This is a genomic window from Paraburkholderia sp. BCC1884, assembly GCF_900996225.1.
Taxonomy (GTDB): domain Bacteria; phylum Pseudomonadota; class Gammaproteobacteria; order Burkholderiales; family Burkholderiaceae; genus Paraburkholderia.
In genome coordinates this window covers 462,482-488,201 of the sequence record NZ_CAAJGL010000068.1, presented here as the reverse complement: position 1 = coordinate 488,201, position 25,720 = coordinate 462,482, and the positions used below count along the sequence as shown (strand labels likewise).

The 25,720-nt window shown below is 61.9% G+C and carries 22 protein-coding genes; 9 read left to right on the top strand and 13 right to left on the bottom strand.

Features of this window, described 5'->3' with window-relative positions; genetic code table 11:
• The first annotated feature begins 32 nt into the window (after positions 1 to 32).
• Together FQ705_RS09130 and FQ705_RS09125 are read left to right on the top strand one after the other, a co-directional pair.
• Entirely contained in the window at positions 33 to 1,232 is a 1,200-nt protein-coding gene (locus FQ705_RS09130) for a CaiB/BaiF CoA transferase family protein (protein ID WP_144139926.1), read from the top strand.
• A 2-nt stretch (positions 1,233 to 1,234) separates the two neighbouring features.
• The gene (locus FQ705_RS09125; protein ID WP_144139923.1) at positions 1,235 to 2,059 is read left to right on the top strand and encodes a citryl-CoA lyase; all 825 of its coding nucleotides are present in this window, start codon (positions 1,235 to 1,237) and stop codon (positions 2,057 to 2,059) included.
• A 1-nt stretch (position 2,060) separates the two neighbouring features.
• On the opposite strand, the gene FQ705_RS09120 is transcribed toward FQ705_RS09125, so the two are convergent.
• Positions 2,061 to 2,825: an IclR family transcriptional regulator gene (locus FQ705_RS09120; protein ID WP_144139921.1), complete on the bottom strand. Its 765-nt coding sequence runs from the start codon at positions 2,823 to 2,825 to the stop codon at positions 2,061 to 2,063.
• Positions 2,826 to 3,049: 224 nt separating this feature from the next.
• Between FQ705_RS09120 and tehA the strand changes: the two genes are divergently transcribed.
• On the top strand, positions 3,050 to 4,018 hold the full coding sequence (gene tehA, locus FQ705_RS09115) for a dicarboxylate transporter/tellurite-resistance protein TehA (RefSeq protein ID WP_144139918.1): 969 nt from the start codon (positions 3,050 to 3,052) through the stop codon (positions 4,016 to 4,018).
• 143 nt (positions 4,019 to 4,161) lie between these two features.
• On the top strand, positions 4,162 to 5,040 hold the full coding sequence (locus tag FQ705_RS09110) for a LysR family transcriptional regulator (RefSeq protein ID WP_144139916.1): 879 nt from the start codon (positions 4,162 to 4,164) through the stop codon (positions 5,038 to 5,040).
• On the opposite strand, the gene FQ705_RS09105 is transcribed toward FQ705_RS09110, so the two are convergent.
• Both FQ705_RS09105 and FQ705_RS09100 read right to left on the bottom strand, forming a co-directional pair.
• Positions 5,037 to 5,291: a hypothetical protein gene (locus FQ705_RS09105; RefSeq protein ID WP_144139915.1), complete on the bottom strand. Its 255-nt coding sequence runs from the start codon at positions 5,289 to 5,291 to the stop codon at positions 5,037 to 5,039. The genes FQ705_RS09110 and FQ705_RS09105 overlap by 4 nt on opposite strands.
• Positions 5,292 to 5,345: 54 nt before the next feature.
• Positions 5,346 to 5,837, bottom strand: coding sequence for a lecithin retinol acyltransferase family protein (locus FQ705_RS09100; protein ID WP_144139912.1), 492 nt, complete (start codon positions 5,835 to 5,837; stop codon positions 5,346 to 5,348).
• A 448-nt stretch (positions 5,838 to 6,285) separates the two neighbouring features.
• Between FQ705_RS09100 and FQ705_RS09095 the strand changes: the two genes are divergently transcribed.
• Positions 6,286 to 6,573, top strand: coding sequence for a hypothetical protein (locus tag FQ705_RS09095; protein WP_144139909.1), 288 nt, complete (start codon positions 6,286 to 6,288; stop codon positions 6,571 to 6,573).
• Positions 6,574 to 6,578: 5 nt separating this feature from the next.
• Complete coding sequence (locus tag FQ705_RS09090) at positions 6,579 to 7,349, top strand: PP2C family protein-serine/threonine phosphatase (protein WP_144139906.1); 771 nt, start codon at positions 6,579 to 6,581, stop codon at positions 7,347 to 7,349.
• Positions 7,350 to 7,361: 12 nt separating this feature from the next.
• On the opposite strand, the gene FQ705_RS09085 is transcribed toward FQ705_RS09090, so the two are convergent.
• The 9 genes from FQ705_RS09085 to FQ705_RS09045 form a co-directional block, all read right to left on the bottom strand.
• On the bottom strand, positions 7,362 to 8,720 hold the full coding sequence (locus tag FQ705_RS09085) for a sigma-54 interaction domain-containing protein (protein WP_144139903.1): 1,359 nt from the start codon (positions 8,718 to 8,720) through the stop codon (positions 7,362 to 7,364).
• Complete coding sequence (locus FQ705_RS09080; RefSeq protein WP_144139901.1) at positions 8,720 to 11,776, bottom strand: peptidase domain-containing ABC transporter; 3,057 nt, start codon at positions 11,774 to 11,776, stop codon at positions 8,720 to 8,722. The genes FQ705_RS09085 and FQ705_RS09080 overlap by 1 nt, the downstream gene beginning before the upstream one ends.
• Before the next feature lie 68 nt (positions 11,777 to 11,844).
• Complete coding sequence (locus tag FQ705_RS09075) at positions 11,845 to 12,597, bottom strand: peptidylprolyl isomerase (RefSeq protein ID WP_144139898.1); 753 nt, start codon at positions 12,595 to 12,597, stop codon at positions 11,845 to 11,847.
• Positions 12,598 to 12,646: 49 nt separating this feature from the next.
• On the bottom strand, positions 12,647 to 14,020 hold the full coding sequence (locus tag FQ705_RS09070) for an HlyD family efflux transporter periplasmic adaptor subunit (protein WP_144139895.1): 1,374 nt from the start codon (positions 14,018 to 14,020) through the stop codon (positions 12,647 to 12,649).
• A complete protein-coding gene (locus tag FQ705_RS09065; protein ID WP_144139892.1) occupies positions 13,998 to 16,643 on the bottom strand; it encodes an FHA domain-containing protein in 2,646 nt (881 codons plus the stop codon). The genes FQ705_RS09070 and FQ705_RS09065 overlap by 23 nt, the downstream gene beginning before the upstream one ends.
• A gap of 229 nt (positions 16,644 to 16,872) precedes the next feature.
• Positions 16,873 to 18,240 carry an efflux transporter outer membrane subunit gene (locus FQ705_RS09060; protein ID WP_260854424.1) on the bottom strand — a complete coding sequence of 456 codons (1,368 nt, stop codon included), beginning with the start codon at positions 18,238 to 18,240 and terminating at the stop codon, positions 16,873 to 16,875.
• Positions 18,241 to 18,574: 334 nt separating this feature from the next.
• A complete protein-coding gene (locus FQ705_RS09055; RefSeq protein ID WP_144139886.1) occupies positions 18,575 to 18,865 on the bottom strand; it encodes a hypothetical protein in 291 nt (96 codons plus the stop codon).
• 280 nt (positions 18,866 to 19,145) lie between these two features.
• Positions 19,146 to 19,580, bottom strand: coding sequence for a DUF4399 domain-containing protein (locus tag FQ705_RS09050; RefSeq protein WP_144139885.1), 435 nt, complete (start codon positions 19,578 to 19,580; stop codon positions 19,146 to 19,148).
• A gap of 48 nt (positions 19,581 to 19,628) precedes the next feature.
• Entirely contained in the window at positions 19,629 to 20,132 is a 504-nt protein-coding gene (locus FQ705_RS09045; protein WP_144139882.1) for a DUF4399 domain-containing protein, read from the bottom strand.
• Between the two features lie 379 nt (positions 20,133 to 20,511).
• On the opposite strand from FQ705_RS09045, the gene FQ705_RS09040 reads away from it, so the two are divergent.
• Entirely contained in the window at positions 20,512 to 22,416 is a 1,905-nt protein-coding gene (locus FQ705_RS09040) for an SUMF1/EgtB/PvdO family nonheme iron enzyme (RefSeq protein WP_144139879.1), read from the top strand.
• Between the two features lie 6 nt (positions 22,417 to 22,422).
• On the opposite strand, the gene FQ705_RS09035 is transcribed toward FQ705_RS09040, so the two are convergent.
• The gene (locus FQ705_RS09035; RefSeq protein WP_144139876.1) at positions 22,423 to 24,564 is read right to left on the bottom strand and encodes a serine/threonine protein kinase; all 2,142 of its coding nucleotides are present in this window, start codon (positions 24,562 to 24,564) and stop codon (positions 22,423 to 22,425) included.
• Between the two features lie 415 nt (positions 24,565 to 24,979).
• On the opposite strand from FQ705_RS09035, the gene FQ705_RS09030 reads away from it, so the two are divergent.
• Both FQ705_RS09030 and FQ705_RS09025 read left to right on the top strand, forming a co-directional pair.
• Positions 24,980 to 25,252 carry a hypothetical protein gene (locus tag FQ705_RS09030; protein WP_144139873.1) on the top strand — a complete coding sequence of 91 codons (273 nt, stop codon included), beginning with the start codon at positions 24,980 to 24,982 and terminating at the stop codon, positions 25,250 to 25,252.
• Between the two features lie 91 nt (positions 25,253 to 25,343).
• On the top strand, positions 25,344 to 25,628 hold the full coding sequence (locus FQ705_RS09025) for a hypothetical protein (RefSeq protein WP_144139870.1): 285 nt from the start codon (positions 25,344 to 25,346) through the stop codon (positions 25,626 to 25,628).
• Positions 25,629 to 25,720 lie beyond the last annotated feature (92 nt).

The window sequence follows — 25,720 nt, the reverse complement described above, 5'->3', positions numbered from 1 at the left end:
GTTGAATCGCATTTGAACAAGAGGCTTTAACGATGACGCTGCCTTTGGCTGGAGTCCGCGTACTGGACTTATCGAACGTATTGGCCGGGCCGTTTTGCGCGTATCAACTCGCGCTGCTTGGCGCAGAAGTGATCAAGGTCGAGCACCCTGAAGGCGGCGATCTCGCACGACGGCTGGGCGCCGACAAGGATGCGTCCGCGCGCAATATGGGCGCCTCGTTCGTGGCGGTCAACGCGGGCAAGCAGTCCGTCACGCTCAATCTGAAAGACCCGCGCGGCAAAGCGATTTTGCGCGACCTCGTCAGAACCGCCGACGTCCTGGTCGAAAATTTCCGGCCCGGTGTGATGAAGCGGCTTGGTCTCGACTTCGACGCACTACGCGAGGTCAATCCGAAGCTCGTGTATTGCGCGATTTCGGGCTTCGGCATGGACGGCGAGTTTTCCAGACGCCCCGCCTACGATCAGATCATTCAGGGCATCTCCGGCGTGATGAGCGTGACGGGCGACGCAGAGAGTGCGCCGTTGCGCGTCGGCTATCCGGTATCGGACACGGTGGGCGGGCTCACCGCCGCTTTCGGTATCTGCGCCGCGCTGCTCGATGCGCGTGCTACGGGTCACGGCCGCATGCTCGACGTGTCGATGCTCGAGTCCACGCTCGCCACGATGGGCTGGGTGGTATCGAATTTCCTCAATGCCGGCGTGACGCCCGTGCCGATGGGCAACGAAAATTTCACCGCGGCGCCCTCGGGCACCTTCAAAACCGGCGACGGCCCATTGAACATCGCCGCAAACGAAAACAAACAGTTTGCCAGCTTGTGCAATCTGATTGACCGCGCCGATCTGCTCGACGATCCGCGCTTTGCCGAACGCAATGCACGCAAGCTGAACCGTGCTGCGCTGAAAGCCGAGATCGAAGCAGCATTGGCGAGCGACAGCGCCGTGAACTGGGAAGCGAAACTGTTCGAAGCCGGCGTGCCCGCTGGCCGTGTGATGTCGGTGCCGGAGATTCTCGCGCATCCGCATATCGAATCGCGCGGCTTCATCCGCGAATTTGCCCCTGACGGCACCACGGATCGCCAACGCGTGACGCGTGCCGGTTTTCGCCTGCACGACGCGGACACGGCGCCGGCGACACCCGCCCCGGTTCTGTCGGCACATACCCATGAGCAACTTGCTGCGCTCGGCTACGACGACGCCGACATCGAGCAACTACGCGCTGAAGGAGTGATCTGAACATGACGCAAACATTCGACGCAGCGAAACTCGCCGCCGACTACTGGAGCACCTCGATCATCGACATCCATCCGGGTTCGATCAAGGTGCGCGGTTTTCCGATCCAGGAGTTGATCGGCAACATCAGCTTTCCGCAGATGATCTGGCTGATGCTGCGCGGCGAACTGCCGGATCCGGCGCAAGCGGGTCTGTTCGAAGCGGCATTGGTATCCTCGGTGGATCATGGTCCGCATGCGCCTTCGATTGCGATCTCGCGGATCGCGACGAGTTGCGGCGTGCCGTTGAACGGCGCGATGGCCTCGGCGATCAACGCGCTCGACGACGTGCACGGCGGCGCCGGTCAGCAAGCCGTCGAGCTGTACGACGCGATCGACGCACGTATGCAGGCGGGCGCCACACTGGAAGACGCCGTCGAGCAAGGCGTCGATACGTTCATCGCGGAGTTTGGCAAGTATCTGCCCGGCTTCGGCCACCGCTTTCATCCGATCGACCCGCGTGCGGTGAGGTTGCTGGCGTTGGTGGACGAAAACGTTGCACGGGAGCACATCAGCGGACGCTACGCCACGATCGCGCGTGGCATCGAAGCTCTGCTCATGCGCCGCAAGAACAAACCTGTGCCGATGAATATCGACGGCGCCACGGCAGTGATCTATGCCGAACTCGGCTTTGCACCGGAGTTGGCCCGCGGAGTGTTCTGCCTCTCGCGTGCGGTGGGCATCCTCTCGCACGCATGGGAACAGCGCGGGCGCCACGAACGCAACAAAGGCCCCCTGCCGCGCCAGATGAGCTACACCTACACAGGCGAGCCCGAGCGTCACCTGCCTTGAACTAGCTGCCCTGGATGTCGGCCCCGCGCCGCTGCGCGTTGCGCATGGCGCGCGAATCGCCGCCGAGCGCGTCGGTGGCGCGCGCGGCGCAATCGAACAGCGCGCCGAGATTGCGCTCGAGGAACGCGTGGTCGATCCGCGAACTCGGCCCCGCTAGTGTCAATACACCACGCAAGCTCTGCCGTACGCCGAATACCGGCATGGAAATACCGGCCGTCTCCCGATCGCGCTCGCCGATCGACACGCAATAAAAATCCGCGCGAATCTTGTCGTAGGGTGCGCCCGGCGTGCCCCCGAACGCCAGCAATGCATGGCCGCCCGAGCCGGACTCCAGCGGCAGCACATCGCCTTCGCGCACATGAAATCGCACCGCATGCTTCGAATCGACGCGATGCAGACACACGCGCACCGTTTCGTCACGCACGTAGAACGACACACTTTCGCCGCTTATCTGCGCGAGCTCGCTCATGAGCGGCACCAGAATATCGCCGAGATTCAGGCTGCGTTGATACAGCGCGCCGAGCAGGAAGGTGGCCGAACCGAGTTGGTAGCGCCCGTCGTCGAGACGCAGCAGGAGGCGGTGCTGGATCAGCGAGCCTGCGAGGCGCAGCAGCGTGCTCTTGTACAGACCCGTGCGCGCCGCCAGTTCGGCGAGCGTGAGCGCGGTGTCATCGGGGCGGAATGCGAACAGGATCGCGCAAGCCCGATCGATTACGGCAACGCCTTCGCTTTCCTTCGAGTTTGATTTGTCCGCGGGCGTCGACATAGGTAAGCGCTGCTTCATGGAGAAGTGGAAATTTTACGCCATGAAGCGGATCGCTCCTATCCGCCAGGGCGCTGGCGCGTTTCAACGCCGCCCTAGCTTGAGACGAGTGCGCCATTTGTTGCGCTTTCCCAGCGTTCACCGGGCCGCCTCCGCCTTTTACAGTACGTCATCAATCGCGCGACACGGCTGCATCGGAGCGCGACGCAACTTTCGGAGAATCGGTGATGAACAGCACTCGTGGCACGATTCCAGTTGGTTTCTTCGGTATCGCGGTAGGCGCATTGGCGTTCGCCAACTTGTGGCGCGTGGCGATCCAGGTCTGGCACTTGCCCGCCATCGTGGGCACCTTGCTGACGATCGTGGCGCTCGTGGTCTGGCTCGTGATGCTCGTCGCGTATGGGCATAAGTGGCTAACGCACAGCGCGCAAGCCCGCGCCGAAATACAGCATCCGGTGCAGTCGTCGTTTGCGGCGTTCGTGCCCGTATCGAGCATGCTGGCCGCACAACTCCTGCAAACGTCTGCGCACTCGCTGGCGCTCGGCCTGTTCGGCGTCGCCGCCATTGGGCAACTGGCGCTCGGCACGTATCTGCATGGACGCTTCTGGCAAGGCGGCGGCAAGCCCGAATCGATCACGCCGGCGATTTATCTGCCGACAGTCGCGCCCAATTTCGTGGCTGGCACGACAGCAGCGGCTTTCGGGTTTCATCAGCTGGGTGGCCTGTTCTTTGGCGCCGGCGTGCTGTCGTGGCTCGCAATCGAATCGCTGATCCTGCACCGCGCCGCGCTCCATGATCCGCTGCCGCAGGCCTTGCGGCCGACGCTCGGCGTGCAACTCGCACCGCCGGTGGTAGGTGGGGTGACCTACCTCAGCCTGACCAGCGGTACACCGGACCTGATTGCCCTGATGTTGCTCGGTTACGGCGTGTACCAGGCACTGCTGCTGTTGCGCTTGCTGCCCTGGATTCGCCAGCAGGCTTTCACGCCGGGATACTGGGCCTTCAGCTTCGGCGTAGCCGCCCTGCCGACGATGATGATCCGGATGGTCGAACGCGGCGCCACCGGTCCGATTGCATGGGCTGCGCCGGTCGTGTTCATTGCCGCGAATGTGATTATCGGCATCCTTGTCGTGAAGACGCTGGGTTTGCTGGTGCAAGGCAAGCTGATCCCCGCCCCGGCGGCCGCCGCTGCTTAGCCTGCAGTTCTCAGCGTCGCTCGATTCGCGCATCGCGCGGCTCGATTGATCAGGGTTCGACCCGGCGCGACTCCCGGTTTTCGCTCGTCCATGACAAACGATGATAAGTTAGACGACTTCCAAGAAAATCTTATGCCTTTGCCATGAGACCGTACCTCCCGCTCAACGCACTGCGCGCCTTCGAATCGTCGGCACGGCATTTGAGCTTCACGCGCGCGGCGCTCGAACTGAACGTCACTCAGGCAGCCGTCAGTCAGCAGGTCAGAAGTCTGGAGGAGCGGTTGGGCACCACGCTCTTCAAGCGCTTGCCGCGCGGCCTCGCCATGACCGACGAGGGGCTCGCGCTACGCCCGGTTCTCAGCGACGCTTTCGATCGCATCGAAGCCGTGCTCAAGCAGTTCGACGGCGGCCACTTCCACGAGGTGCTGACGGTCGGCGTAGTCGGCACGTTTGCGGTGGGCTGGCTGATGCCACGGCTCAAATCGTTTCGCGAGGCTCATCCGTTCGTCGAGTTGCGCCTGCTGACCAACAACAACCTGGTCGATCTCGCCACCGAAGGACTCGACTTCGCGATCCGCTTCGGCGACGGCACATGGCCCGGCTCGCTGGCCACCCGGTTGCTCGATGCGCCACTCGCGCTGCTGTGCACGCCGGACATCGCAGCACGTCTGTCGAAGCCCGAAGACCTCGCCAATGAAACGCTGCTGCGCTCCTATCGCGCCGACGACTGGATGAGCTGGTTTAGCGCTGCCGGCATTCCGCCGCGACCGATTCGCGGACCGGTCTTCGATTCATCGCGCCTGATGGCGGAAGCGGCGATGCAGGGTGCGGGTATCGCGCTCGCGCCCGCCTCGATGTTCGAACACGAGATCAACACGGGCCGCCTCGTGCGACCGTTCGACGTGGAAGTGCATGCCGGCAGCTACTGGATGACCTGCCTTAAAGGCAAACCGATGAGCCCGGCGATGCAACTCTTCAGCCAGTGGCTCGTGAAAGAAGCGAGCATCCATCAACCGCGTTAGCAGAGTGCGGCACGGCGATGGCCGTTCATCGCCGGACGTTCGATTTGCGGCGGGAACACGTTCCACGAGCCGTCGTCATGGCGGAAGAAGAAGATCGACAGCAAACCGCCGGGCCGCAACGCTTCCACGCACACGTAACGCTGATGTTGCGAGGCGCGATGGCAAAACTGCACGACGCGCGCCGGCATCGAGGGAGTGGGGGCGAGCCATTTGTCGACGGCCCAGTGCAAGGTCTTTTCTACGGCAACCATGATGTTCTCCTTGAATCGCTCAACGCCTGAAAATCCGAATTTCGTCTGGACCCTTCACGCCACCTGTGCACCGACCTGATGGTCCTTCGTCCCGCTTTCCACGAAAGCCTTCACGAGGCACACCAGGGCACGCACGCCGGCACGCGGATGACGCAGGCAGCCATGCACCTGTTCGCTGCGGCTTTCGCCGAGCAGGCACCATGCGCAGAAGTGCTCGCAGTTGTTCGTCAGCAGGCGGTAGCGGTTTTCACCGAGGCGGGAGCGTGCGCGGCTGACGGCTTCGTCGCCGACGTAGCGGGCGCTGGGCGTCGCGCGGATCGACAACCCGCGGCCTGCGGCGAAGCGCGCCAGCGCGACTTCTTCGACCGGGCCGCGATGTGTCGAACCGGCGAAGCCTGCGTAATGCACGACGCGGCCATTGCCCACATAAATGCCGTGATGCTCGTAACCGCTGCGTTGCGTGACCAGATGCGCGCCGATCGGCAGGTCGATGGTGGCGAACGTTTCGCTGGCTTCGCGATTCGTCGGGAGAGCGTTCGTATTCATGGCTGGCCTCGCTTCGATTTCCAACACTGTTGCGAGAGCTTTTGCATCATCCGGGCCATGTCGGCGGAAGCCTTTGTTTAAAGGGCTTTTGCGTCAATCGAGGAAAATGGGCAAGACGAGATGTGGGCCCGCAGCCGACAGAAATCAGGCCAGTGTGTTGGTGATCGACCATCGTTTCTGGGCGCTGTACAGGGTTATGTCGGTTGCACCCGAGCCCGCTCGAAGTGTTGGGTATCACACCGTTCGTCGTGGTGGCTTGTTGGCGGCAGGCCGACCTATGAAAGTATGCACGAGCAGACTCCTCGCGACGCGCTACGTGGAAACGCCCAACAAGCAAGGCATCACGGCAAAGCGTGAGCGGACATCCGCCAATTGGCATGGCACTTGCACTATCACGTGCAAAACCCTTTGAACGACGCGCATTGCACGCAGCCAACCGGAGAACGACATGGCTTCCATCACAGTGAACGATCTCACGCTCAATCTCGCCCTCGACCGCAAGGCGATGGCGGCGATCCGCGGCGGCGGCGGCGCCCCGTGGGTGTATGGCTGGATTCAACCGTACGTACGCGAGACCCCGAGCATCGGCCCGGTCGTCAACCTGTACGAGGTGTCCAACAACTTCTATGCTAACCAGATGATCAACCAGTTCCAGTCGGTTGACGTACGCAACACCGGCTCCAACTCGAACATCAACGTCGCCCCCGACGCCCTCAGCAGAAACGATACGGTGTAACCGTTGTGACCTGTGCCAGCCAGTTTCGCTGGACGTCGTCCGCGCGTTCCGACGCCGGACGCGTCCGCGAGATCAACGAAGATGCCTGCCTCGACCAGCCCGAACTCGGACGCTGGGCCGTCGCCGACGGCATGGGTGGGCACGCCGTCGGAGATGTGGCGAGTGGTCTGGTGATCGAAGCGCTCAGGCAACTGGACTCGCCGGTCAGCATGAAGACTTTTGTGGCGGACGCGCATGCTCGCCTGCAAAGTGCGAACCGGCAATTACGGCAGGAAGCCGCGCGTCGCCAGGTGCAGCGAATCGGCAGCACGGTCGTGGTGCTGCTCGCCTGCGACCGCTTCTGCGCATATGTCTGGGCAGGCGATAGCCGCCTGTATCTGGCACGCCACGGCAGCCTGCGGCAACTCACGCGCGATCATAGTCAGGTGGAAGCGCTCAAATCGCTCGGCGTGCTCACCGACGCGCAAGCGCGCCACCATCCGGCCCAGCACATGATCACGCGCGCCGTTGGCGCAACGGACCTGCTCGAACTCGACGACGATGCGCTCGAAGTGACCGACGGCGACATCTTCCTGCTCTGCAGCGACGGTCTGAGCAACGAAGTGAGCGACGAGGAAATCCTCGCCGTGCTGACCACGGCGGCACACGAGAATGCCTCCGGTGAACTGGTCGATCTGGCGCTCTCGCGCGGTGGTCGCGACAACATCACGGCCGTGGTCGTGCGGGCTGAAGACCCGAATGCGTCCGACAAGACCTTGCTGAATCCCTCGCCCTAACTGCACGAGATTTCAGCCCTCGCCGTCTTCGTCCTCGTGTTCGTCCGCGCCGTTCTTATTCGCCGCCTGCAGGTTCCGATTGCGGAAGTCCTTCGAATGCAGACCATGCTTTTTCAACAGCATCTGCAGATGCGAGCGGTTCATGTCGATGCGCCGCGCCAGTTCCGCGACCGTGCCGCTCACTTCGCGCAGACCACGCTCGAGGAAGGCTTTTTCCGCGTCGTCACTCGCGGCGCGTTTGGCGTCGCTCAACGACATCAGATTCGCGACGCTGATCGGCTCCTGCCCCGTCGCACTCGCCGCGCCGCCTGCCACGGCGGCGGAGCCCGGCGCGGCAGGACGCATGTCCGTCGGCAAATGGTCGATGTCCGCCATTTCTCCCGCCAGACACGACACGCGGTACATCACGTTGCGCAACTCGCGGATATTGCCGGGGTAGGCGTAGTTCAGGAGGAAGTCGCGCAATCGCGGCGTCAATCTGACGGGCCTGCGCTTCAGAATGGCCGCCGCCTCGTCGCCGAACCACTGGATCAGCAGCGGGATTTCATCGCGACGCTCGCGCAACGGCGGCAATGTCACATGAATCACGCTGAGCCGGTAGAACAGGTCTTCGCGAAACCGGCCCTCCTCGCTCAATTGCCGCAGGTTGCGGTTGGTCGCTGCGACGATGCGGGTGTCGACCGCAATCATTTCGTCGGAGCCCACGCGTTGAATCTCATGCGCTTCCAGCACGCGCAGCAGCTTGACCTGACCTGCCAGCGGCAGCTCGCCTATTTCGTCGAGAAAAATCGTACCCGTATGCGCACTTTCGAATTTTCCCTTGCGATCGCTCGAGGCACCCGTGAACGCGCCCTTGCGATGCCCGAACAATTCCGACTCCAGCAGATTGTCGGGAATCGCGCCACAATTCACGGAAATGAAGGGCTTGTCCGAACGCGAGCCATTCGCGTGGATCACCTTGGCCATCAACTCCTTCCCCGTGCCGCTCTCACCGTCGATCAACACCGGTAGATCGGTCGGCGCCGCTTTCTCGGCAATTTCCAGCGACTCCAGCAAACGCGCGTTGTCGCCAAACGTGCCCTCGAAAATGAAGCTGCGTTCCAGCAGCGCTTTTCTGCGTGCCCCGCGCGATTGATCGACACGCTCCTGCGGCTCCCCCGCCACCGCGGCTTGCACAAAGCGCTCCTTATGCGAGAGCTGCATCACTTCGTCGCGCAACGAGGTAATTTGCCTGAGCAGCTTGTCGATATCCGCACGCTCCAGCCGCGACGACCAGCGCAGCGTCGAGCGCAGGATCTCGATTCGCTCGATCAAACCCGCATACGAAATCGCGGGGCTCGGTTCTTCGACCTGGTCGAGTATCTTCATCATCAGGCACTCAGCTGTTTCTGGACCAACTGGTAATACATGCCGCCGCGCTGGATCAATTCGTCGTGACGGCCCTGTTCGACAATCGCGCCTTCGTACAGCACGAGTATCTTGTCGGCCCGCATGATGGTGCTGAGCCGATGCGCGATGATCACAGCGGTCCGGCCCTTCAGAATGTCGTGCATATTGCCGAGGATATTGCTCTCCGACTGCGAATCCAGTGCCGAGGTCGCTTCGTCGAATACCAGCAGACGGGGATCGTGATACAAGGCCCGCGCAATGCACAGGCGCTGAATCTGGCCGCCCGACAAACCAATCCCGCGTTCGCCGACGATCTGCTCGTAGCCGAGCGGCATCTTGCTGATAAATGCATGCGCGTCGGCCATCTTCGCGACTTCTTCGATGCGCCGGCGATCGGGCGCATCGTCGCCGCTCGCGATGTTCTCCGCAATCGTGCCGGAGAACAGCAGATTGCTTTGCATGACGTAGCCGATCTGCGCGCGATAGTAGGCTTTGTCGATGACGCCGAGGTCGTAGCCGTCGATACTCATCTTGCCCTCGCTCGGCGCGTAGAAGCCGACCAGCAACTTGGCGAGCGTGGTCTTGCCGGACCCGCTGCGTCCGACGATCGCCACGAGTTCGCCGGGTTTGATATCGAAGCTGATGTTTTCCAGCACGTAGGCCGAGTCGTTCTCGCCATAACGGAAATAGACGCCACTGAGACTGATGTCGCCTTGCAGCTCCGGCAGCATGACTCGCGAAGGCAAGTCCTGCGGCTTCTGCTCCGGTTCGATATCGAGCACATCGCCGAGCCGTTCCATGGCCACACCTGCGTCGTTGAGCATGCTCCACAAACCGACCAGGCCCATCAGCGGCCCCAGCACGCTACCCATGAACGCGTTGAACGCAATCAACTGGCCGATCGTCATTTCACGCGCCAGCACCAGGTTCGCACCGACCCATAAAATCGCGATCGTGGTCGCGGCATTGAGTAACTGGCTGCCGAAGCCGATCAGAATGCTGAAAGCGTGCGCCCGATACTGCACTTCCAGCGCCTTGGCGTATTTCTTCTCCCAGCGCAAACGCACCGGCCGCTCGATGCCCATGCCCTTGATGGTCTCCACGCCGGCTAGCGCCTCCATCAGAAAGGACTTGGATTCCGTCGACGCCGTGAACACTTCGCGCGCGTAGCTTTTGATCTTCGGCGTAGCAAGCGCGGTCAACGCCATGATCGGAATGACGAACGCGATCAGCACCAGGGTCATTTTCACGTTATAGACAAACATGATCGTGAAGTAGATGAACACCATCAGCAGATTCAGCGCGGTGGTCACCGTCGACTCGGTGAGGAAGGCGCGGATGGTCTGATTCTCCTGGAAGCGCGCGAAGATATCGCCGGTCTTGCGTTTGGCGAAGAACGAGAACGGCAGCGACATGGTGTGCCTGAAAAACTGCGACATCATCGCGAAGTCCATGTTGCGCACCATGAAGTTCGCGAGATACGCACGAATCGACGACATGAGCTGCGAAAACACGTTGGCGATAATCAACCCGCCGATCAGCAGATGCAACAGACTGACGTTCTGATGCACGATCACGCCGTCGAGTATGTTCTGGATGATGAGCGGCGGAATCACACCCAACACCTGAATCACGAAAGTGGCAAGAAACAGGTGGCCGAGAATCTTCTTGTACGGTTTGAGGTAGCCGACGAAGCGGATCCAGGGCGAGCGAGCCGCCGACATCTGCATCAGATGCGGGCCGCCAGTAAACAATAAACAGGTGCCGCTCCAGCCGCGTTCGAAATCCTCCACGCTCATCTTTCTGAAGCCGACAGCAGGGTCCGCCACCCAGACATAGTCTTTCGAGAGTCCGTACACCACGACGTAGTGATAGCCCTCCCAATGCACGATGAACGGCAGATCGAAACCACGCAGCGCGTCGAATGTACATTGCACGCCGCGTGCGGTGAAGCCGAGCGACTCGCCGGCTCGCGCGAGACTATCGAGTGTGGCGCCCTGGGTCGTGACGTTGGCGAGCTCGCGCAACTTGCCGAGCGTGATGGGAATGCCGTAATGGCGGCACACCATGTTGAGGCAGGCAGCGCCGCAATCCATTTCCTCGGCCTGTTCGACCAGCGGGAACCGCTTGAGGACCTTTTCGCCAAAACCCGGCTTGCTTTGCAAGTCGAGCATCAACGGTAGTTTGCGCCTTTGTTCAATGCGCTTCTGTCGCTGTAACTCACGGTCGCCATAACGGATGCGCTCGTCGAGCACTTCGCGCAATTTCGGGTTGCGCTCCAGAATGAAGTGAACCGTGCGTTCAGGAATGACCAGCAGACGCGTGTCGGTCGCCGCCACCGCCGAGGCCATCTGCTCCTGGCGCATCAAGCAGGCTTTCTCGCCGAATATCTCGCCTTCGCCAAGCGTGGCGAGCGTATAGTCGTGCCCCTCTTCCTGCCGGACGATCCGTACTTTGCCTTGGCGCACTACGTAAAGCCGCTTATCGTCGCGTCCGTCCTGCTTGAGAATCTCCTTACCGGCCGCGACCCGCTTCACGCCGACGCTGCGTACATATTCTTCGAGTTCCGCCTTGTTCAGCTTGCCGCGCAAATCGAACAACTGGGCGACAAAACCGCCCGCCGAACTGATCGCCACATAACTCGCCACGAAGGCCAATGCGGCCTGATTGCCGGCCATGATCGGTTCGATGGCCGCGCGCGGAATAAACAGCAACTCGGTTTTCGCCGACGAGCGCACGGACGCTTCGTGAACATAAGCGCGCAACATGGCGATGTCGGCGAAAATCTCGCCCGACTTGCGCACGCCCACGCTGGTCTCCTTGCCATGCTCTTCGGTGAAGATACGCACCGAGCCCGAACGGACCACGTACAGGCCTTCGGCCGTCTCCCCCGTCGAGCAAACCGTTTCGCCAAACGAATAGAAGCGCGCCTGCGCGTAATCGGCCAGGCGATCGATCTCGTCGCGCGAGAAGGGCGAGAGGATTTCCACCGAACTAAGAAACTCGGCTGCGGAGGGAGCGGTCTGGGGTGCATCCATGGGCTAGCGGACCTCCTTGCGACATCTCTTTGCGTGGGCGCTGCGTTCGACGCTGCGCGGCGTACGGGCTAACGCGCTTCGATCACATGCTCCTGGGCGCGTGCGATGAGCCAACTTTCGCGCAATAGTCGGCGCACTTCGGCCGCCACATCGGCGTCGAGCGTCGCGGGATATTTCGCGGTCACGGCAAAAATCTCAAAGCACGAGCGATCCGCCGATGGAAACGGCCCCAGCAAATCCCCCACCGCCGCGTTGAAAATCTTGGCCTCGATATCGGGCTTCAACGAACCGCGCAACACCTTGCCGATCACGCCGCCCGCTTCGCGCGTATCCGCGATGGAGTGTTCGCGCGCCATCTCGACAAAACTCCCGGGGTCGTCGTGCAGATAGGAAATCATTTCCTTCGCCTTGCCCTCGCTATCGAGCACGATGTGACTCACCTCGAGCGCGTCGAACTTCGGCGAATTGAGCGCGAAGTAGTCGTGGATCGCAGCCTCGTTGCCAACCTCGTCGAGCATCTTTTCCTGGTACAACCCGTCGGTGATAAATGCCTCGAATTCATCGAGACTCACATTGAGCGCGTCGAGATACTGATTCATATCCGTCGCGCGATGCAACCCGCGCACCCGACGAAACTGATCCGCGCGCTGCTGGATCTCGTCGGCAGTGACGGCGAGGCCCTGTTTTTTTGCCGCATGGACCGTTAGCTTGTCGCGCACGATTTGCTCGATCAGGCTTTCGAACTGGCCGGTCAATTTCAGAAGACGAACGAACTCGCCCACATCCACGACTTCATCATCGATACGCACAATCGCGGTCATCTCATCCGCTCCTTTCGTTGTTACGTGAGCCGCACGCGCAAGCCCACCGCTAACCCGCTACCTGGCGGAACGGATCGAGACCCAGGTCGATCAGGCGTCGTTCGCGCACGACGATTTCCGCATTGGCCGTCATGCCGTAGCGCAACGGGTAGCGCGTATCGGCGATCTGGTAGTAGTTCTTGTCGAGCACGACGCGGCCCTCGTAGACCGGTTGCTTGTCCTGCGCCGACGGTTTGGTTGCCGGTGAAATATAGGCGAGCGTGCCGCTGATCAACCCGTAGCGCTGATAGGGAAACGCGTTGAACTTGAGTTTGACCGGCAAGCCCTCGTGCAGAAAAGCACGGTCGTGTTCGGCGATTTCAATCTTCAGCACGGGGCGTGCGTCTTTCGGCGCAATACCGCCGAGCGGCGCGTTTGCCTGAATCTTGTCGCCGCGCTGCGTCGATGTAACGTCGGTGATCACGCCCGAGACAGGTGCGAGAATCAGCAGAAAATTGTCCTTGTCGATGTTCTCGAAGCGAATGCGTGCGGCGGCTTCGGCCACCAACCGCGCGGTTTGCAACTGCAGACGCAGTTTGTCTTCGGCGTCAGTGATGTCGCGCACCGCCGAATCGTACTGAAGCTGAAGATCGGTGGTCTGCTGGCCGCTGGTTTCGAGTTGCGCATTCGCCTGCGCATATTCGTGGCTCAAGCGGAAATCCAGTTCCGCCAGTTTCGATTGCGCGACACGGTAGGCGTTGTCCGCCTCCATGGCAGCGGTGCGTTTCTGTTCGACCTGCAATTCGGCAATGCCGCCGCCGCCAGGCTGCGCGAATAATTTCGAGTAGCGGTCCAACTCCTGCCCCGCCGCCGCGCGCGTGCGTCGGGCGTTGTCGAGTACGCTACGCGCTTCGTCGAGTTCTGCTTTCTGTCCCTCGGCAAGCTTGCTGGTACCTTCCGACACCCGATTTTCGTGTTGCCGCGCTTCCACTTCCATCTGCGCTTTCAGCGCTGCGGCCTTGCGTTCCATCAGCGCTTTCTTCTCGGGAAACTGCTTCCAGTCGCGCTCGGCATCTTCGAGTTTGAGTTGAGCCTGTAGCGCGTTGCTCGCCGCTTCGATTGCGCCGCGCGCGTTCAGTCGCGCCAGCACATCGCCCTTCGACACCGGCTGCCCCTCTGCGATATACAGGTCGGCAAGCTCGCCGTCGATCGGCGCATAAATGCGCCGCACGTCCGATTCCGGTGACAACGTCCCCTGCGCGCTGACGATCACGTCCGCGCGCCCCACGAACGACCACAGCAACCCGGCCACCACTAGCGCAACCATGGCCCAGATCAGCGCACGCGCGATCCGCACCGGCTCGGCGGTCAGAATCGAGATGCCTTCGACGCTGTGGTCCTCCAGCGCTTCCGACAAGGGTTTAGGGTGACTGTCGCGCTTCACTCTGCTCGCCTCCGATCAACGCCAGCTTCGCTTTCAACAGGTTGGGGTCCAGCACCATGCGCAACTCGGTGAGCGAGCGGCGCTGCAAATCGGCTTCGGCGTCGATGTCCGCGAGCAGCCGGTCGAAGTCGGCCGGATGGTCGGCTTTGAGTTGCGTGTAGATGCGCATACCCTGGCGCGCCGCCGTTTGCGCATCAGACAACAGACGTGCCTCGCTGCGGAATCCGGGCGAAATGCCGGCCTCGAGCCGTTGTGTTCCGCCGATCGGACCATCCGCCCGATATTGCTTCCACAGACTCTGCGCGCGCAGCAACAGGTCTTGCGCGCGCGCCAGTGCTTTGTCGTGCAGCGCGGCGACGTCCTTCTGGATCGACCGTGCAAACCAAACGTCGGTCACAGGATCCAGACTGGCGTAGAACGACAGCAGGCGCTGGTCGTCGTCCTTGCTGCCGCGCGCTTTCTGGAGATCGGCGTACTGGTCCAGCAGCGCTTTCTTGTGCGCGAGTTCCGTGGCCAGCACATCGGACCACGATCCCGGCGGCATGGCCTGTAATCCGGCCAGCGCCTGCTGCGTGTCGCCACGTTGCCAGGCGGCCGTCACGGCCGCGTGACGCTCGATCACGTCCGTGGAGGGCAAGCGGTTTGCCGCCAGTGCCTCGAACTGCGTCCGGAATGGCGGCGTGCTGAAATGCACGGATTTCAACAAGGCGAGCAAGGGTGTCAACTGGCGGCCGAGTGCAGCGTTTAACAATGCGGTGTACTGCCGCAAATCGTCGCGCACGCGGTCCAGACCTGCCAGGCGTGGGTAGCGTTGCGCGTAATCGTCCAGCACGGGCGGCAATGCGTCGGGCTTGTCACGCGCCAGTTCGCTGCGGATCGTTCCGTTCAGACGGTCGATGGCGGCCACGTAGACCGAATCGTCGCTTTCGAGTTTGCGCAAATGGCTGAGTGACTGCGCATAGGGCTCGGAGAACACGGGCACATAGGACGCGATGCGATCGAGCGCACGCTGGTGACCTTTGGGATCGTCGTCCCAGCGCTGCAGCAGATTGTTGATGGTCGCTTCGTCCTGGTACATCCGGATCGGCGCATCGACACCGCCGCGCGTCGCCACGAAACGTTCCAGATCGCCGACCCATTGCAATTCGCCGACGAGCGCCATTGCGTCCGCGTTGTTCGCGCTCAACGAACGCATGTCCTTGAGTTGCGCGTCGGCGTCGTCGAACTGCGCCTTTTCCAACGTATTCAACCAGCCAGGCAGCTTCGCCTTCAACAGCGCTTCGCTCGCGAGCGAGCGGATTTTCGTGTCGGCGGGATGACTTGCCAGATAGCTTTTTGCCGCCGTGACCGCGCTCGTGTAATCGCCGCTGGCCAGCAGGTTCTTCACCTCTCGCTCCGATGCGCCGCGCCAATAGAGCGTGACGACGATGGCCACCAGCACGACGAGCGCGGCGCCACCCCACCCAGCGATGCGTTTGATATCCACTGTGTCGTTGCCCGCGAACGCCTTGCCGAGTTCACCGGCGAGCAGGCGCCAACGGTGCGCACCGCTCTTTGTCGCGCGCATGCTGCCGGCGTCCTGCGTACCGGTTTTTCCGCCTGTACCGTTCGTGTCACCCATGCCCGGCGCGCCGTGGCCGCTGGCCGCGCTATGCGCGACGTGCGCGCCGCCCGTCCCTTTGACCGTCGCGGCGAGCGGGCCGCGCTTCGTCTGCGTCGAACCAGGTTGCGCTGCCTCGTTGACTTCGTCTTCGCGTTGCAGCGCCGGGTCCACACAAAAGATATCGAGGAACGAATGCGCGGCGCCGACGAAAGTCGTTTTATCCGGGTCCACGTCGACGTCGACGGCGGGCTTGAGGAATAGCTGGGTCACAGTCGGCTCGACTTCGGGTGGGCTTTGCAGCGTCACCCTGTAGACGAAGTGGTCTCCGCCAAATGCAACGAAGTCGCCGTCCGCGAGCGGAAGCGCGGATTCGTCGAGACGCTTTCCGCCGACGAATGTGCCGTTGGTACTGCCGAGATCTTCGACGTAAAGCTCGCCGCCCTTCAGAAAAATGTGCGCATGACGTCGCGAGATGTAATTGACCTGGTGCGGGTAGCGGTCCTTGTAGCGCGAGAAAATTTCGTCGGCCTTGCTGACGAGAAACGGGAACGCACTCACCTCGATCGGCTGCAGGCCAAGGTCGTCGCGTTGCGGCACCAGCAACAGGGCCTGCATAGGCGACACGCCGGCGGCCGCCACGATGCGCGCGCGCGGTTCGACGCTCACGCGATAGCAGAGTTCGCCGCCGAAACACACCTCGTCGCCCGCGCGCACTCGGGCCGGCGTTTGCCGCACGGCGACACCGTTCACCGTCGTGCCGTTCTTGCTACCAAGGTCGGCCACGTAGACCGCGCCGTGCTCGGTGAAGATGCGCGCATGGCGGCGCGACAAGCGCGCGATGCGCTCAGCGGGATAATCCGTGAACGGCGCCTCGCTGCGCCCGATGGCGAACAGGTTATCGACGATCCGGATCGTGTCGAGCGCAATGCGTTGCCCGGACGCGACCGGCGACAACACCACGTCGAGGGCGGCGTCTACTGTGGCGCGCATTTCAGCAATCGGAACTTCGCCGGTGGCCATTTTATCTGGATCACTAAGCGTTTACCCGTTGCGACAAAAGCGCAGCGGACACGGGACGAAAGGCTATGGCGGCAAGACGTGGTTCGAGTGCGCCGGACGAAAGCTGAGCCCTTAAGAATTGTAAGTCACACATGGCAAGTGTCAATTTCCAGATCGTCGGTTACGAGGGCGAGAAACGCGTCATATACAGCCGAAATACCCGCGCCGTGCGCCACCTGTGCGGATTAGCTCAATGTTCCTTTACTTGAGCTTCTACATCGACACTCGGCCAGCCGCCGCCAAGCGCCTTATAGAGCAGCACGGTGTCGGACAAAATCAGTTGATGATTGGCGAGTAACGTCTGCTGCGCATCCAGCAATGTCCGCTCGGTTTCGAAGACCTCCAGTTGCGAGACCACGCCGAGACGCAATTGCGACTGGATCTGATCGGCCACGATTTGCAGACGCCCCACTTCCTGTTGCAATTCCACGCGTTGCGCCTTGTGCGAATTCAGATTGACCAGCGCATTCTCCACTTCCTCGAAAGCGCCCATCACGGCCACACGGTATTGCTGCTCGGCTACGGTCGATTGCGCCTTGGTGACCTTCACATGCGCGCGCACGCCGGGATCGAGCAACGGAATGTTGATGCTGGGCATGAAACCGTAAGTGAACGATTTCAGCAGGTCCGTGAGCGCGAAACTGGCCGTGCCGCCATGGCCCGTGAGGCTGATGCTCGGCAACTGCGCGAGCTTGGCCTGGCCGACGAGGTCGTACGCTTCCAGCACGCGGAACTCCGCGGCGACCACGTCGGGACGCCGCGCGAGGAGTTGCGCCGGCAAGCCGTCCGGCACGTCCGGCAATTGCACGCGTTGCTGCAAATGTCCTCTGGGCAACTGGAATTCGCCGGCCGGCACGCCGATTAACGTGCACAGCGCATTGTTGGCGAGGTCGCGCGAGCGGCGCAGTTCGAGTAACTGGTTCGTCAGGCGGTTGATCTCCGCTTGCTGGCGCAACACCTGCGTTTGCGGCACGAGGCCGCTGCGCCGCTGGCCGTCGTAGATCGTGAGGATCTGTTTATTCGTCACCAGTGTTTTCTGCTGCTGATCGATCTGGTCGTCGAACTGCAGAATCTGGAAATAGGTGCTGGACACGTTCGCCACCAGTTCCAGGTAGCCCGCGCGCCAATCGGCCTCGCTGGCGTGGAATTCCGCTTTCTGCGCCTGCACGCCCTTTTCCACCTTGCCCCAGATGTCGATATCCCAGTTCACCTGGGTCGCAACGTTGTACTGCCTGGAGAACGTCTGCCCCGTGGTTTTTTCGAAATCGGCGCCTGCGCCGAGATCCATGGTCGGCAGCGCACCTGCTTTGGCTTCGCTGATCTGCGTGCCGGCGACATCGATGCGTGCGGCGAGCACCTTGATATCGAAGTTGCCGGCGATCGCTTTAGCAATCAACGTATCCAGATACGGATCGCGAAAGCCCTTCCACCAATCCGGCTCGATCGTCGCGGCGGCCGATACGGGCGCGCCCTTCCGATCCGACCAGGCGGTTTTCTCCGGCGTGTCGGGCCGCTTGTAGGCGGGCATCGTGACATCGCAAGCATTCAGCAGGAGCATGCATGCGGTGGCTACGCATAGCGCACGCGCTGCTTGAAGTGGCCGACGTGTCATGTGGCACCGCGTCGATGCTGAGAAAAAGCGCTGATTACCCAAAGAATCAAGCAACGCTGACACGATGGTCTCCGATGACACCCGTTTCGCTGCACGAGGGAAATGCGCCGGGAAAGTCGAGCATCGGTTGCCCGGCTTCAACATCGGGCAGGGCGGAATGGTCGGCGCGGAGATCGGGCGGTGAGGCGGGGTCGCGTGAAAAGAACGATTGAGTGTGAAGGCTTTTTGAGGAGCGACCGCAGTGCGAAGGTCCGCAGACCTCCGCACTGCCCGGCATCGCTCAGGCGTAGATGTTGTTGCTCGCGCTCACGTGCGGGTCGATGTTGGTCGTGACGCCGGAAACGAATGCTGCATTGTTGCCGTTGGCGTTCTGGATGTTCATCGTCGTGCTGATCAGCTGGGTGGCGTCGATCGTCTTGCTGTTGTTCGGCGCGCACACCGGCGCAAAGTTGAAGTACGAGGACGACGGGCCGCAGCCGTAGCCGTAACCGGTACCGCCGCGTACGGCGCTCATGGCCTTGCTGTCGAGTTGTTCGGCGATGGACAGGTCTTTGATGGTCAGCGTGTTCATGGTCAATCTCCTGGAAGAAAAAATCACAGTCTTGCGGTTGGGTTCGAGCAACTTGTCTGCTCGAGTGTCACTAATGCATGGGCTGTGCCAGTTTTTCTTCACGGTCCTGAATAATTTATCGAAGTGCCGTAGATATAGGGTTACGGGGATATGCAATGGTGAGGCGCCTTCGCATGAGCACGATACGGCGGCGTCAGGATGATGGTCGGCGACCAACAGATCGAAGAGAGATTGTTGGGCGCCACGCCACTTCGGCGAGAGAAAGCGGCGCGACGTGCCGTTATCGCGCGATGACCGTGATCTTCTTCGAGTAGACCGGCGGATTGTGCGGGATGTGCATGTCGTCGCCCATTAACAGTTGCAGCGTGTGCTTGCCGGGCGGCAGTTGGATCGTCGTTTCAGTTTCTCCCGCACCGAAATGCAGGTGATTACGATCCGACGGAATTTCCTGGTCCATTGGCGGCAGGTCGGTATCGATCAGCAGATGATGGTGGCCGGTATTGGGAAACTTGACGCCCTTGGGCGCTACGCCCATGTAGCGCAAGCCGAACCACACGCGAAAGGGCTTGTTGGCCGCGACGACCTGGCCGTCGTTGGGATAACCGATATAGGCATAAGCGCCCGCTGGTGCCGGAGTCGTGCCGGCGATGGCGGAACCCGGCGCGGCGAATACTGCCGATGTCACGAGCGCCGCGACTGCGATGATCTTGTACATGAAGGTCTCTCCGTCCTGACGGGCCCGCTCGCTAACGAACGGAACGCGCTAGTCTTTCTGCACGGTGATGGTGATCTTTTTCGAGTACACGGGCGGATTGTGCGGCACGTGGTTGTGATCGCCGAGGAGCAGTTGCAGCGTGTGCTTGCCCGGCGGCAACTCGATCCGTGCGTCGGTCTCGCCCGCACCGAAATGCAGGTGATTTCGATCGGACGGAATCTCCTGATCGAGCGGCGGCAGATCCGTGTCGATCAACAGATGATGATGCCCAGTGTTGGGAAACACGACGCCCTTGGGACAGACCCCCATGTTGCGCAGTCCCATGCGCACCCATAGTTTGCCGCCATGAATCACCGCGCCGTCGGGCGGCCAGATGATGTATTCCTCGGCGCCCGGCGGCGAAGCGGTCTGCTCGGCCAACGCGGCGGCGGAGAGTAGTCCGCCGCCGAACCCGACCAGCAACACTGCGCATCCGGTCGCGCAACGCATGGCTCGACGCCTGCTCGCATCGTGAGTTGAATGGGGAACACCGGGGGTGACGGTTCTGCGCATAACGCACTCTCCCGAAGAGGGGTCGTGGCTACCTCGGCTGCGTAAAGCCAGCGAGGCGTTCCAGTGAATAGCCGCGGGCGCACGTGTGATGGAACGGCCGCCTAGTTAAAACGACCATGCCGCGCTACTTTATGAATGAGTTTGTGAATGAGCTTAGGTCGTAACTTGCCAAAAAGATACGCCACACTCGTTAACCGTATACCGCATTGGAGACACGCGGACCGCTATGACGCGCAATGCGCGTGCTATCGTTATTAACAGGTTGCAGATGGATGGTCGATAGCGGCGTCGATGATTCGTGCGATGTACTCCGGCAACCGCCGCGTATGTCCTGGTCCTCGATTGCCTATGTTCTGTCCGGAACAAACAGGATGTGAAGATGTGGCGAATATACCTGCTGGTCTGCATGACCGGGGCATTGCTGGCGCACTGGGGTAGTGCCGATGCCGCGACGCAACGAGGCAATGCATCGCCTCCACGCGTAGCGCTAGTGATCGGCAATGGCGCGTACGACAATCAGGCGGCCCTCGTGCGCGAGAACGCGCCGCGCGACGCACAGTCCATGAGCGACGCGCTCCGTTCGCTCGGGTTCGACGTCATCATGCGAACGAACGCGACGCCGCGGCAAATGCAGCAGGCTATCGGCGAATTCCGCGAGCATCTGCGCAAGGGCGGTATCGGTGTCTTTTATTTTGCCGGGCACGGCATGCAGGTCGGACGGCATACATTGCTCGTTCCGGTTGGACTCGATACGAATTCTCCGGGTCAATTGGCCCGAAGCAGCATCGATCTGGATGCGGTGTTGCAGGCCATGCGTGAGCCGCGCGAGCAGCAACTCAATCTGCTGATACTCGATAGCTGTCTGAACAATCCCTTTGCTGCAGGCGCAACGATCGACCCGGCAACGTTACCGGCCAACACCGCCGTCGCATACGCCACCGCGCCGGGCGATTTTGCAGCGGACGGGATACGTCATGGCGTTTACACGAATGCCTGGCTCAGCGCGCTACACGACGATCCGGATCAAATGCTGCCGGTTCTCTTCCAGCGTATTGCCACCTCGGTTCATGACGCCACGCGCGGCGAACAAACGCCTTGGCTCGCTTCGACGCTGCCGCCGTCTTTTCGCATCGCTTCAAATGCCGCCACCCTACTCTCGTCCGACTCGCAGATGGATCACGCAGTCGAGTTGCACAGTAGAGGCATCCTGCCGAAAGACAGCAGCGAACAGTATGAAATCACTTTTTGGAATTCGATCAAGGACAGCAACTACCCGGCCGATTACGAGGCTTATCTGAAGGCTTACCCAAACGGACGCTTCGCCACGCTGGCGCATGCGCGAATCGATCGCTTGCGCGCGGCTGCAGCGTCGAGTGCACCTGCGCCTGCAGCCGCAGCGCCGGCCGTTGTACCCGCACCTCAGGCCGCCGCCAAACCGACGTCGCCCGCTGCCGCAACACAGGAACATGCGCATACGCCGCCTGCCACAGCGGCGACGAACGCTATGCCGTCTGCGGCGGCGCCGGCCGTTGCAGTCGCACCGAAACCCGTTGCGCATGCACCCGTGGCCGGCGAAAGCCGCGACTGCCCGACCTGCCCGGTCATGATCGCGGTGGCCGCCGGTGCATTCTCCATGGGCACCAACACCGACGATCCCTCCGAAAAGCCTGTGCATCGTGTGACGATCGCCTCGTCGTTTGCGATCGGCAAATACCCGGTGACAGTCGAGCAGTGGAACGCCTGCGTAGCCGCGAGCGCTTGCCAGAAGCTCACGCCCGAGAGCAACACCAACAAAGCCGCACCGGCGCGCGACCTGAGTTGGGACGACGCACAGCAATACGTCAAGTGGCTCGCGAAAACCACCGGCAAACCCTACCGCTTGCCGACCGAGGCAGAGTGGGAATACGCAGACCGAGGCGGCACCACGACGACCTACTGGTGGGGCGACCAGATGCGTAAAGGCAGCGCCAACTGCAAGGACTGCGGCGACCCGTGGCACAAGGAAGGGCCGGAAACCGTCGGCTCATTCGCACCGAACCCGCTCGGCCTGTACGACATGAACGGCGGGGTCTGGGAATGGACCGCCGACTGCTGGCACAACTCCTATCAAGGCGCCCCCGCCGACGGCATTGCATGGGATAGCCCTGGCTGCGAAATGCGGGTGATTCGCGGAGGCTCGTGGCGCGAAGCCGGCAACTACATGCTCAGCGCAACACGCTTCAAATACAGCGCGGGCGTGCGTCAGTCGCAAGACGGCTTGCGCGTGGCCAAAGACCTCAAGTGACGGGCGTTACGGCGAATGCGGCTTCGTCGTGATCGGTGCGAAATCGGCGACGATATGATCGCGGCCATATTTTCCGCCGATCTGCGCAAGGCGCGCTTCCAGCGCGTGCAGATAGTCGGCGCGCGATTCGCTTTCCGGCCGCGGCTTGTCGAATAGTGCAACCGGGGTAATCAGCAGCACCACCATCTCCGAGCCGAACGGCTTCGAAATGGTCCAGTCTCCCGCGCTGCCGATAGTCGCTGAATAGTGCGGCGGCGCCTGATTGTCTTTGGCGCGTGGACTCGGCACCATGTGCACCACGCTGCCGTCGAGCTGGTAATAGTCGAGGTTCACGTATGAGTCGTAGCCCGGCGTGGTCACGTCCACCACGAGCGGGTCGCCCTCGCTCAGTTGACCGCCGGGCGGCCGCACGTTCAGGGCGGCGACGTGCCCGGCTTGCCAGTTGTGAGTCCAGTAAGGTGCAAGTGCCTTGATGGTGTCGCACTTGTCGTCCGCCAGCGGCTCGACTTCGAGCGTCAGCGCGTCTACACCCGGCAACGCCGCGAGCGCATTCTTCAGGCGCGCGGCACCGTAGCGTTGCGAGACATAGCCGCGCACTGTCAACGAATGATCCTGCGTCGAAGCGGCCAGCGCCGAACAGGGGACTTGCGCGAGCAACGGGGTCACGGCGGCAAGCGTGAGAGCAGGCCTGGGCGCCGGCGGCGCGGCAGGCGGTGCAACCGGTGTTGCAGCAGACGGGGCTACAGGCACGGCGGCTGACGGCGCCATCGTCGGCGCCACCGCACTACTTTCCGGCGAAGAAGCCTCCTGCGCCACCACCACTTTAGATCCATCCACATCTTGCGACGCCGCATTCTGCCGGCTCGGCCCGGAACGCAACGCGAATACCCCGACCGCCGCGGCGCACACCACCGCGAAGCCCGCGAAACCTGCCTTGACGAGCGTCCCCGATTTCTCCGCGCGCGCTTCGTTATCGAACTCGGCAATGAAGCGCACTACGCTCGGCATGCGCGTCTGCCGATCGAACGAGAGCGTGGCACGTAGCGCGCGCCACTGTTTCGCGTCGAGATTGGCCGGCCGCTGCGGCTTGAAATCGGCATTGCGGGCTTGCGTGGCGGAGAGCCGGTCGAATGGATGATGGCCGGTCAACAACTCGTAGGTGATGCAACCCAGCGCGTAGATATCGTCGCGCGGGTCCGGCTCGCGGTGCTCGATCATCTCGGGGCTCGCATACGCCGGCGTCAACGCGCCGAGGCTGCCGGGATCGAACACCGTAGCATCGCTCTCCTCTTCCGGCCGCTGAAATACACGCGCGATGCCGAAGTCGATCACCTTCACTTCGGCATTCGTCGTCAGAAACACGTTGGCGGGCTTGAAATCGCAGTGGACGAAACCGCGCTCGTGCGCGTACGCGAGTGCGCTACACATGCCGCGCACGATGGGCAGCGCCGCGCGCACCGGCATGCCCTGATAGCCCGGCGTGCGTAGTAACTGGCTAAGCGGTTTGCCGCTCAGATATTCCATCGTCAGATAGACGATCGGGCCGTCGCGATCGAAGTCGTACACCGTGATGATGTTGCGGTGGGCGAGCACCTGCGCCTTGCGCGCCTCGCGCTGCAACGCAACGAGCGAGTTCGGATTGCCGCGAAACTGGACGTTGAGGACCTTGATCGCGAGATACGGCTTGCGATCCGACGCTTCCAGCTTGCGCAGATCGAGCGCCTTGTACACCGTGCCCATTCCGCCGACGCCAAGACATTCTTCGAGCACGAAGCGGTTGTTCAACGTGTCCCCGGTGCCTTTGATCTGGTCGTGTGGCGGCACGCCAGCCATTCCCGCGTTGGCCGCGCTAGCGGAACTGTCGCGGCCTGCGCCCCGCAGCGATGGAATCTCGATGGTGGTCTGAATACCGGTTTCTTCGCCGCCCGCCGCCACGTTCGAGACGCGCAGCTGTTCAATGCGCCGCCGTACTTCGACGTAAAGCTCGTCGGGCAGGGGCATCTTGCGATGCGCGGACCCGAGCATTTCCAGCAGCTGCGTGGGACCGAGACCTTCGGTCGTCAACGTGCTGTCGAGTTGAGCGACGAGCTCGTCACGGGACAGCTCGCCGTTCTGATAGTCGTGAATCACACGCGCAAAGCTAGCCATGTGTGCGAAGCGCCGCCGCTGCCGTTGGGCCGGGCCGCATGCGCCCAAGGCCTGTCCGGCTGATGGAAAACCTGTCGTAACCAGTTACATGTGCCGTTTCGATACTAGCTCCAGGTCCCGGCTTTCGCAAACCAGGATTGGCCCGCTGCATGCACTGCGCAGCAGTGTCGTGCAGCATCCAACGCTTTGCGTCGGCGTGTCGGGTGAGCGCCGTCAGTCGCGAATCGTCTTCATCTGAGCACAGGCCGCGGCCGGTCTCATGCAGCTTCTGGAAAGCCTTACTCAGCAAGCGTTCGACAATTTTGTTAGGAAGCTTGAATAAAACTGGCACAGCCCATGCGTTAGTGACACTCGAGCAGACAAGTTGCTCGAACCCAACCGCAAAACCGTGATGTTTTCCTCCAGGAGATTGACCATGAACACGCTGACCATCAAAGATCTGTCCATCGCCGAACAACTCGACAGCAAGTCCATGAGCGCCGTGCGCGGCGGCTACGGCCCATCGAGCTCGTACTACAACTTCAGCCCGGTCTATGCGCCGGACAACAGCAAGAATATCGGTGCCACGCAATTGATCAGCAACACGCTGAACGTGGACAACGCCAACGCGAACAACGTCGCGTTCGCCAGCTGCCTCAACACGAACATCGCACCCTGCATCTCGACCAGCAACAACATCCACGCGTGATGCTGGGCGAGGCGAAGGGCCCGTGCTGCGGGAACACTTCGCCGCCTCGCGCCGATCACGCCTGTCTTCCGCGCACCTTTGGAGAATCACCATGTCATCCCTCATGATTCGCGATCTGTCCGGCACCCGCGAGCTCGACCGCCGCGCCATGTCGGCGGTGGTCGGCGGCACCGGTAGCAGCGTGCCAGGCTTGCCTTCCGTCGCCGGCCTCAGCGGCATCGCCAACGTCAACGTCTCGGTGAACCAGAACCTCAGCCAGATGCAATACGTGAACGTCGCCGCACTCAACAATGTCGGCGTGATCGGGGCGGGTTTCGTGCCGCTGCACCTGGACGTCAGTCCTTCGCTGTGGGCCACCAACACGGCCATCGTATGAAGGCGGCGCGCGATAGCGAGGGCCGGGGGGCTTCGCTATCGCCGTCTGCGCGTAACGGCCAGGCGAGCCGCGAGTAGATTTCCTATACTGAA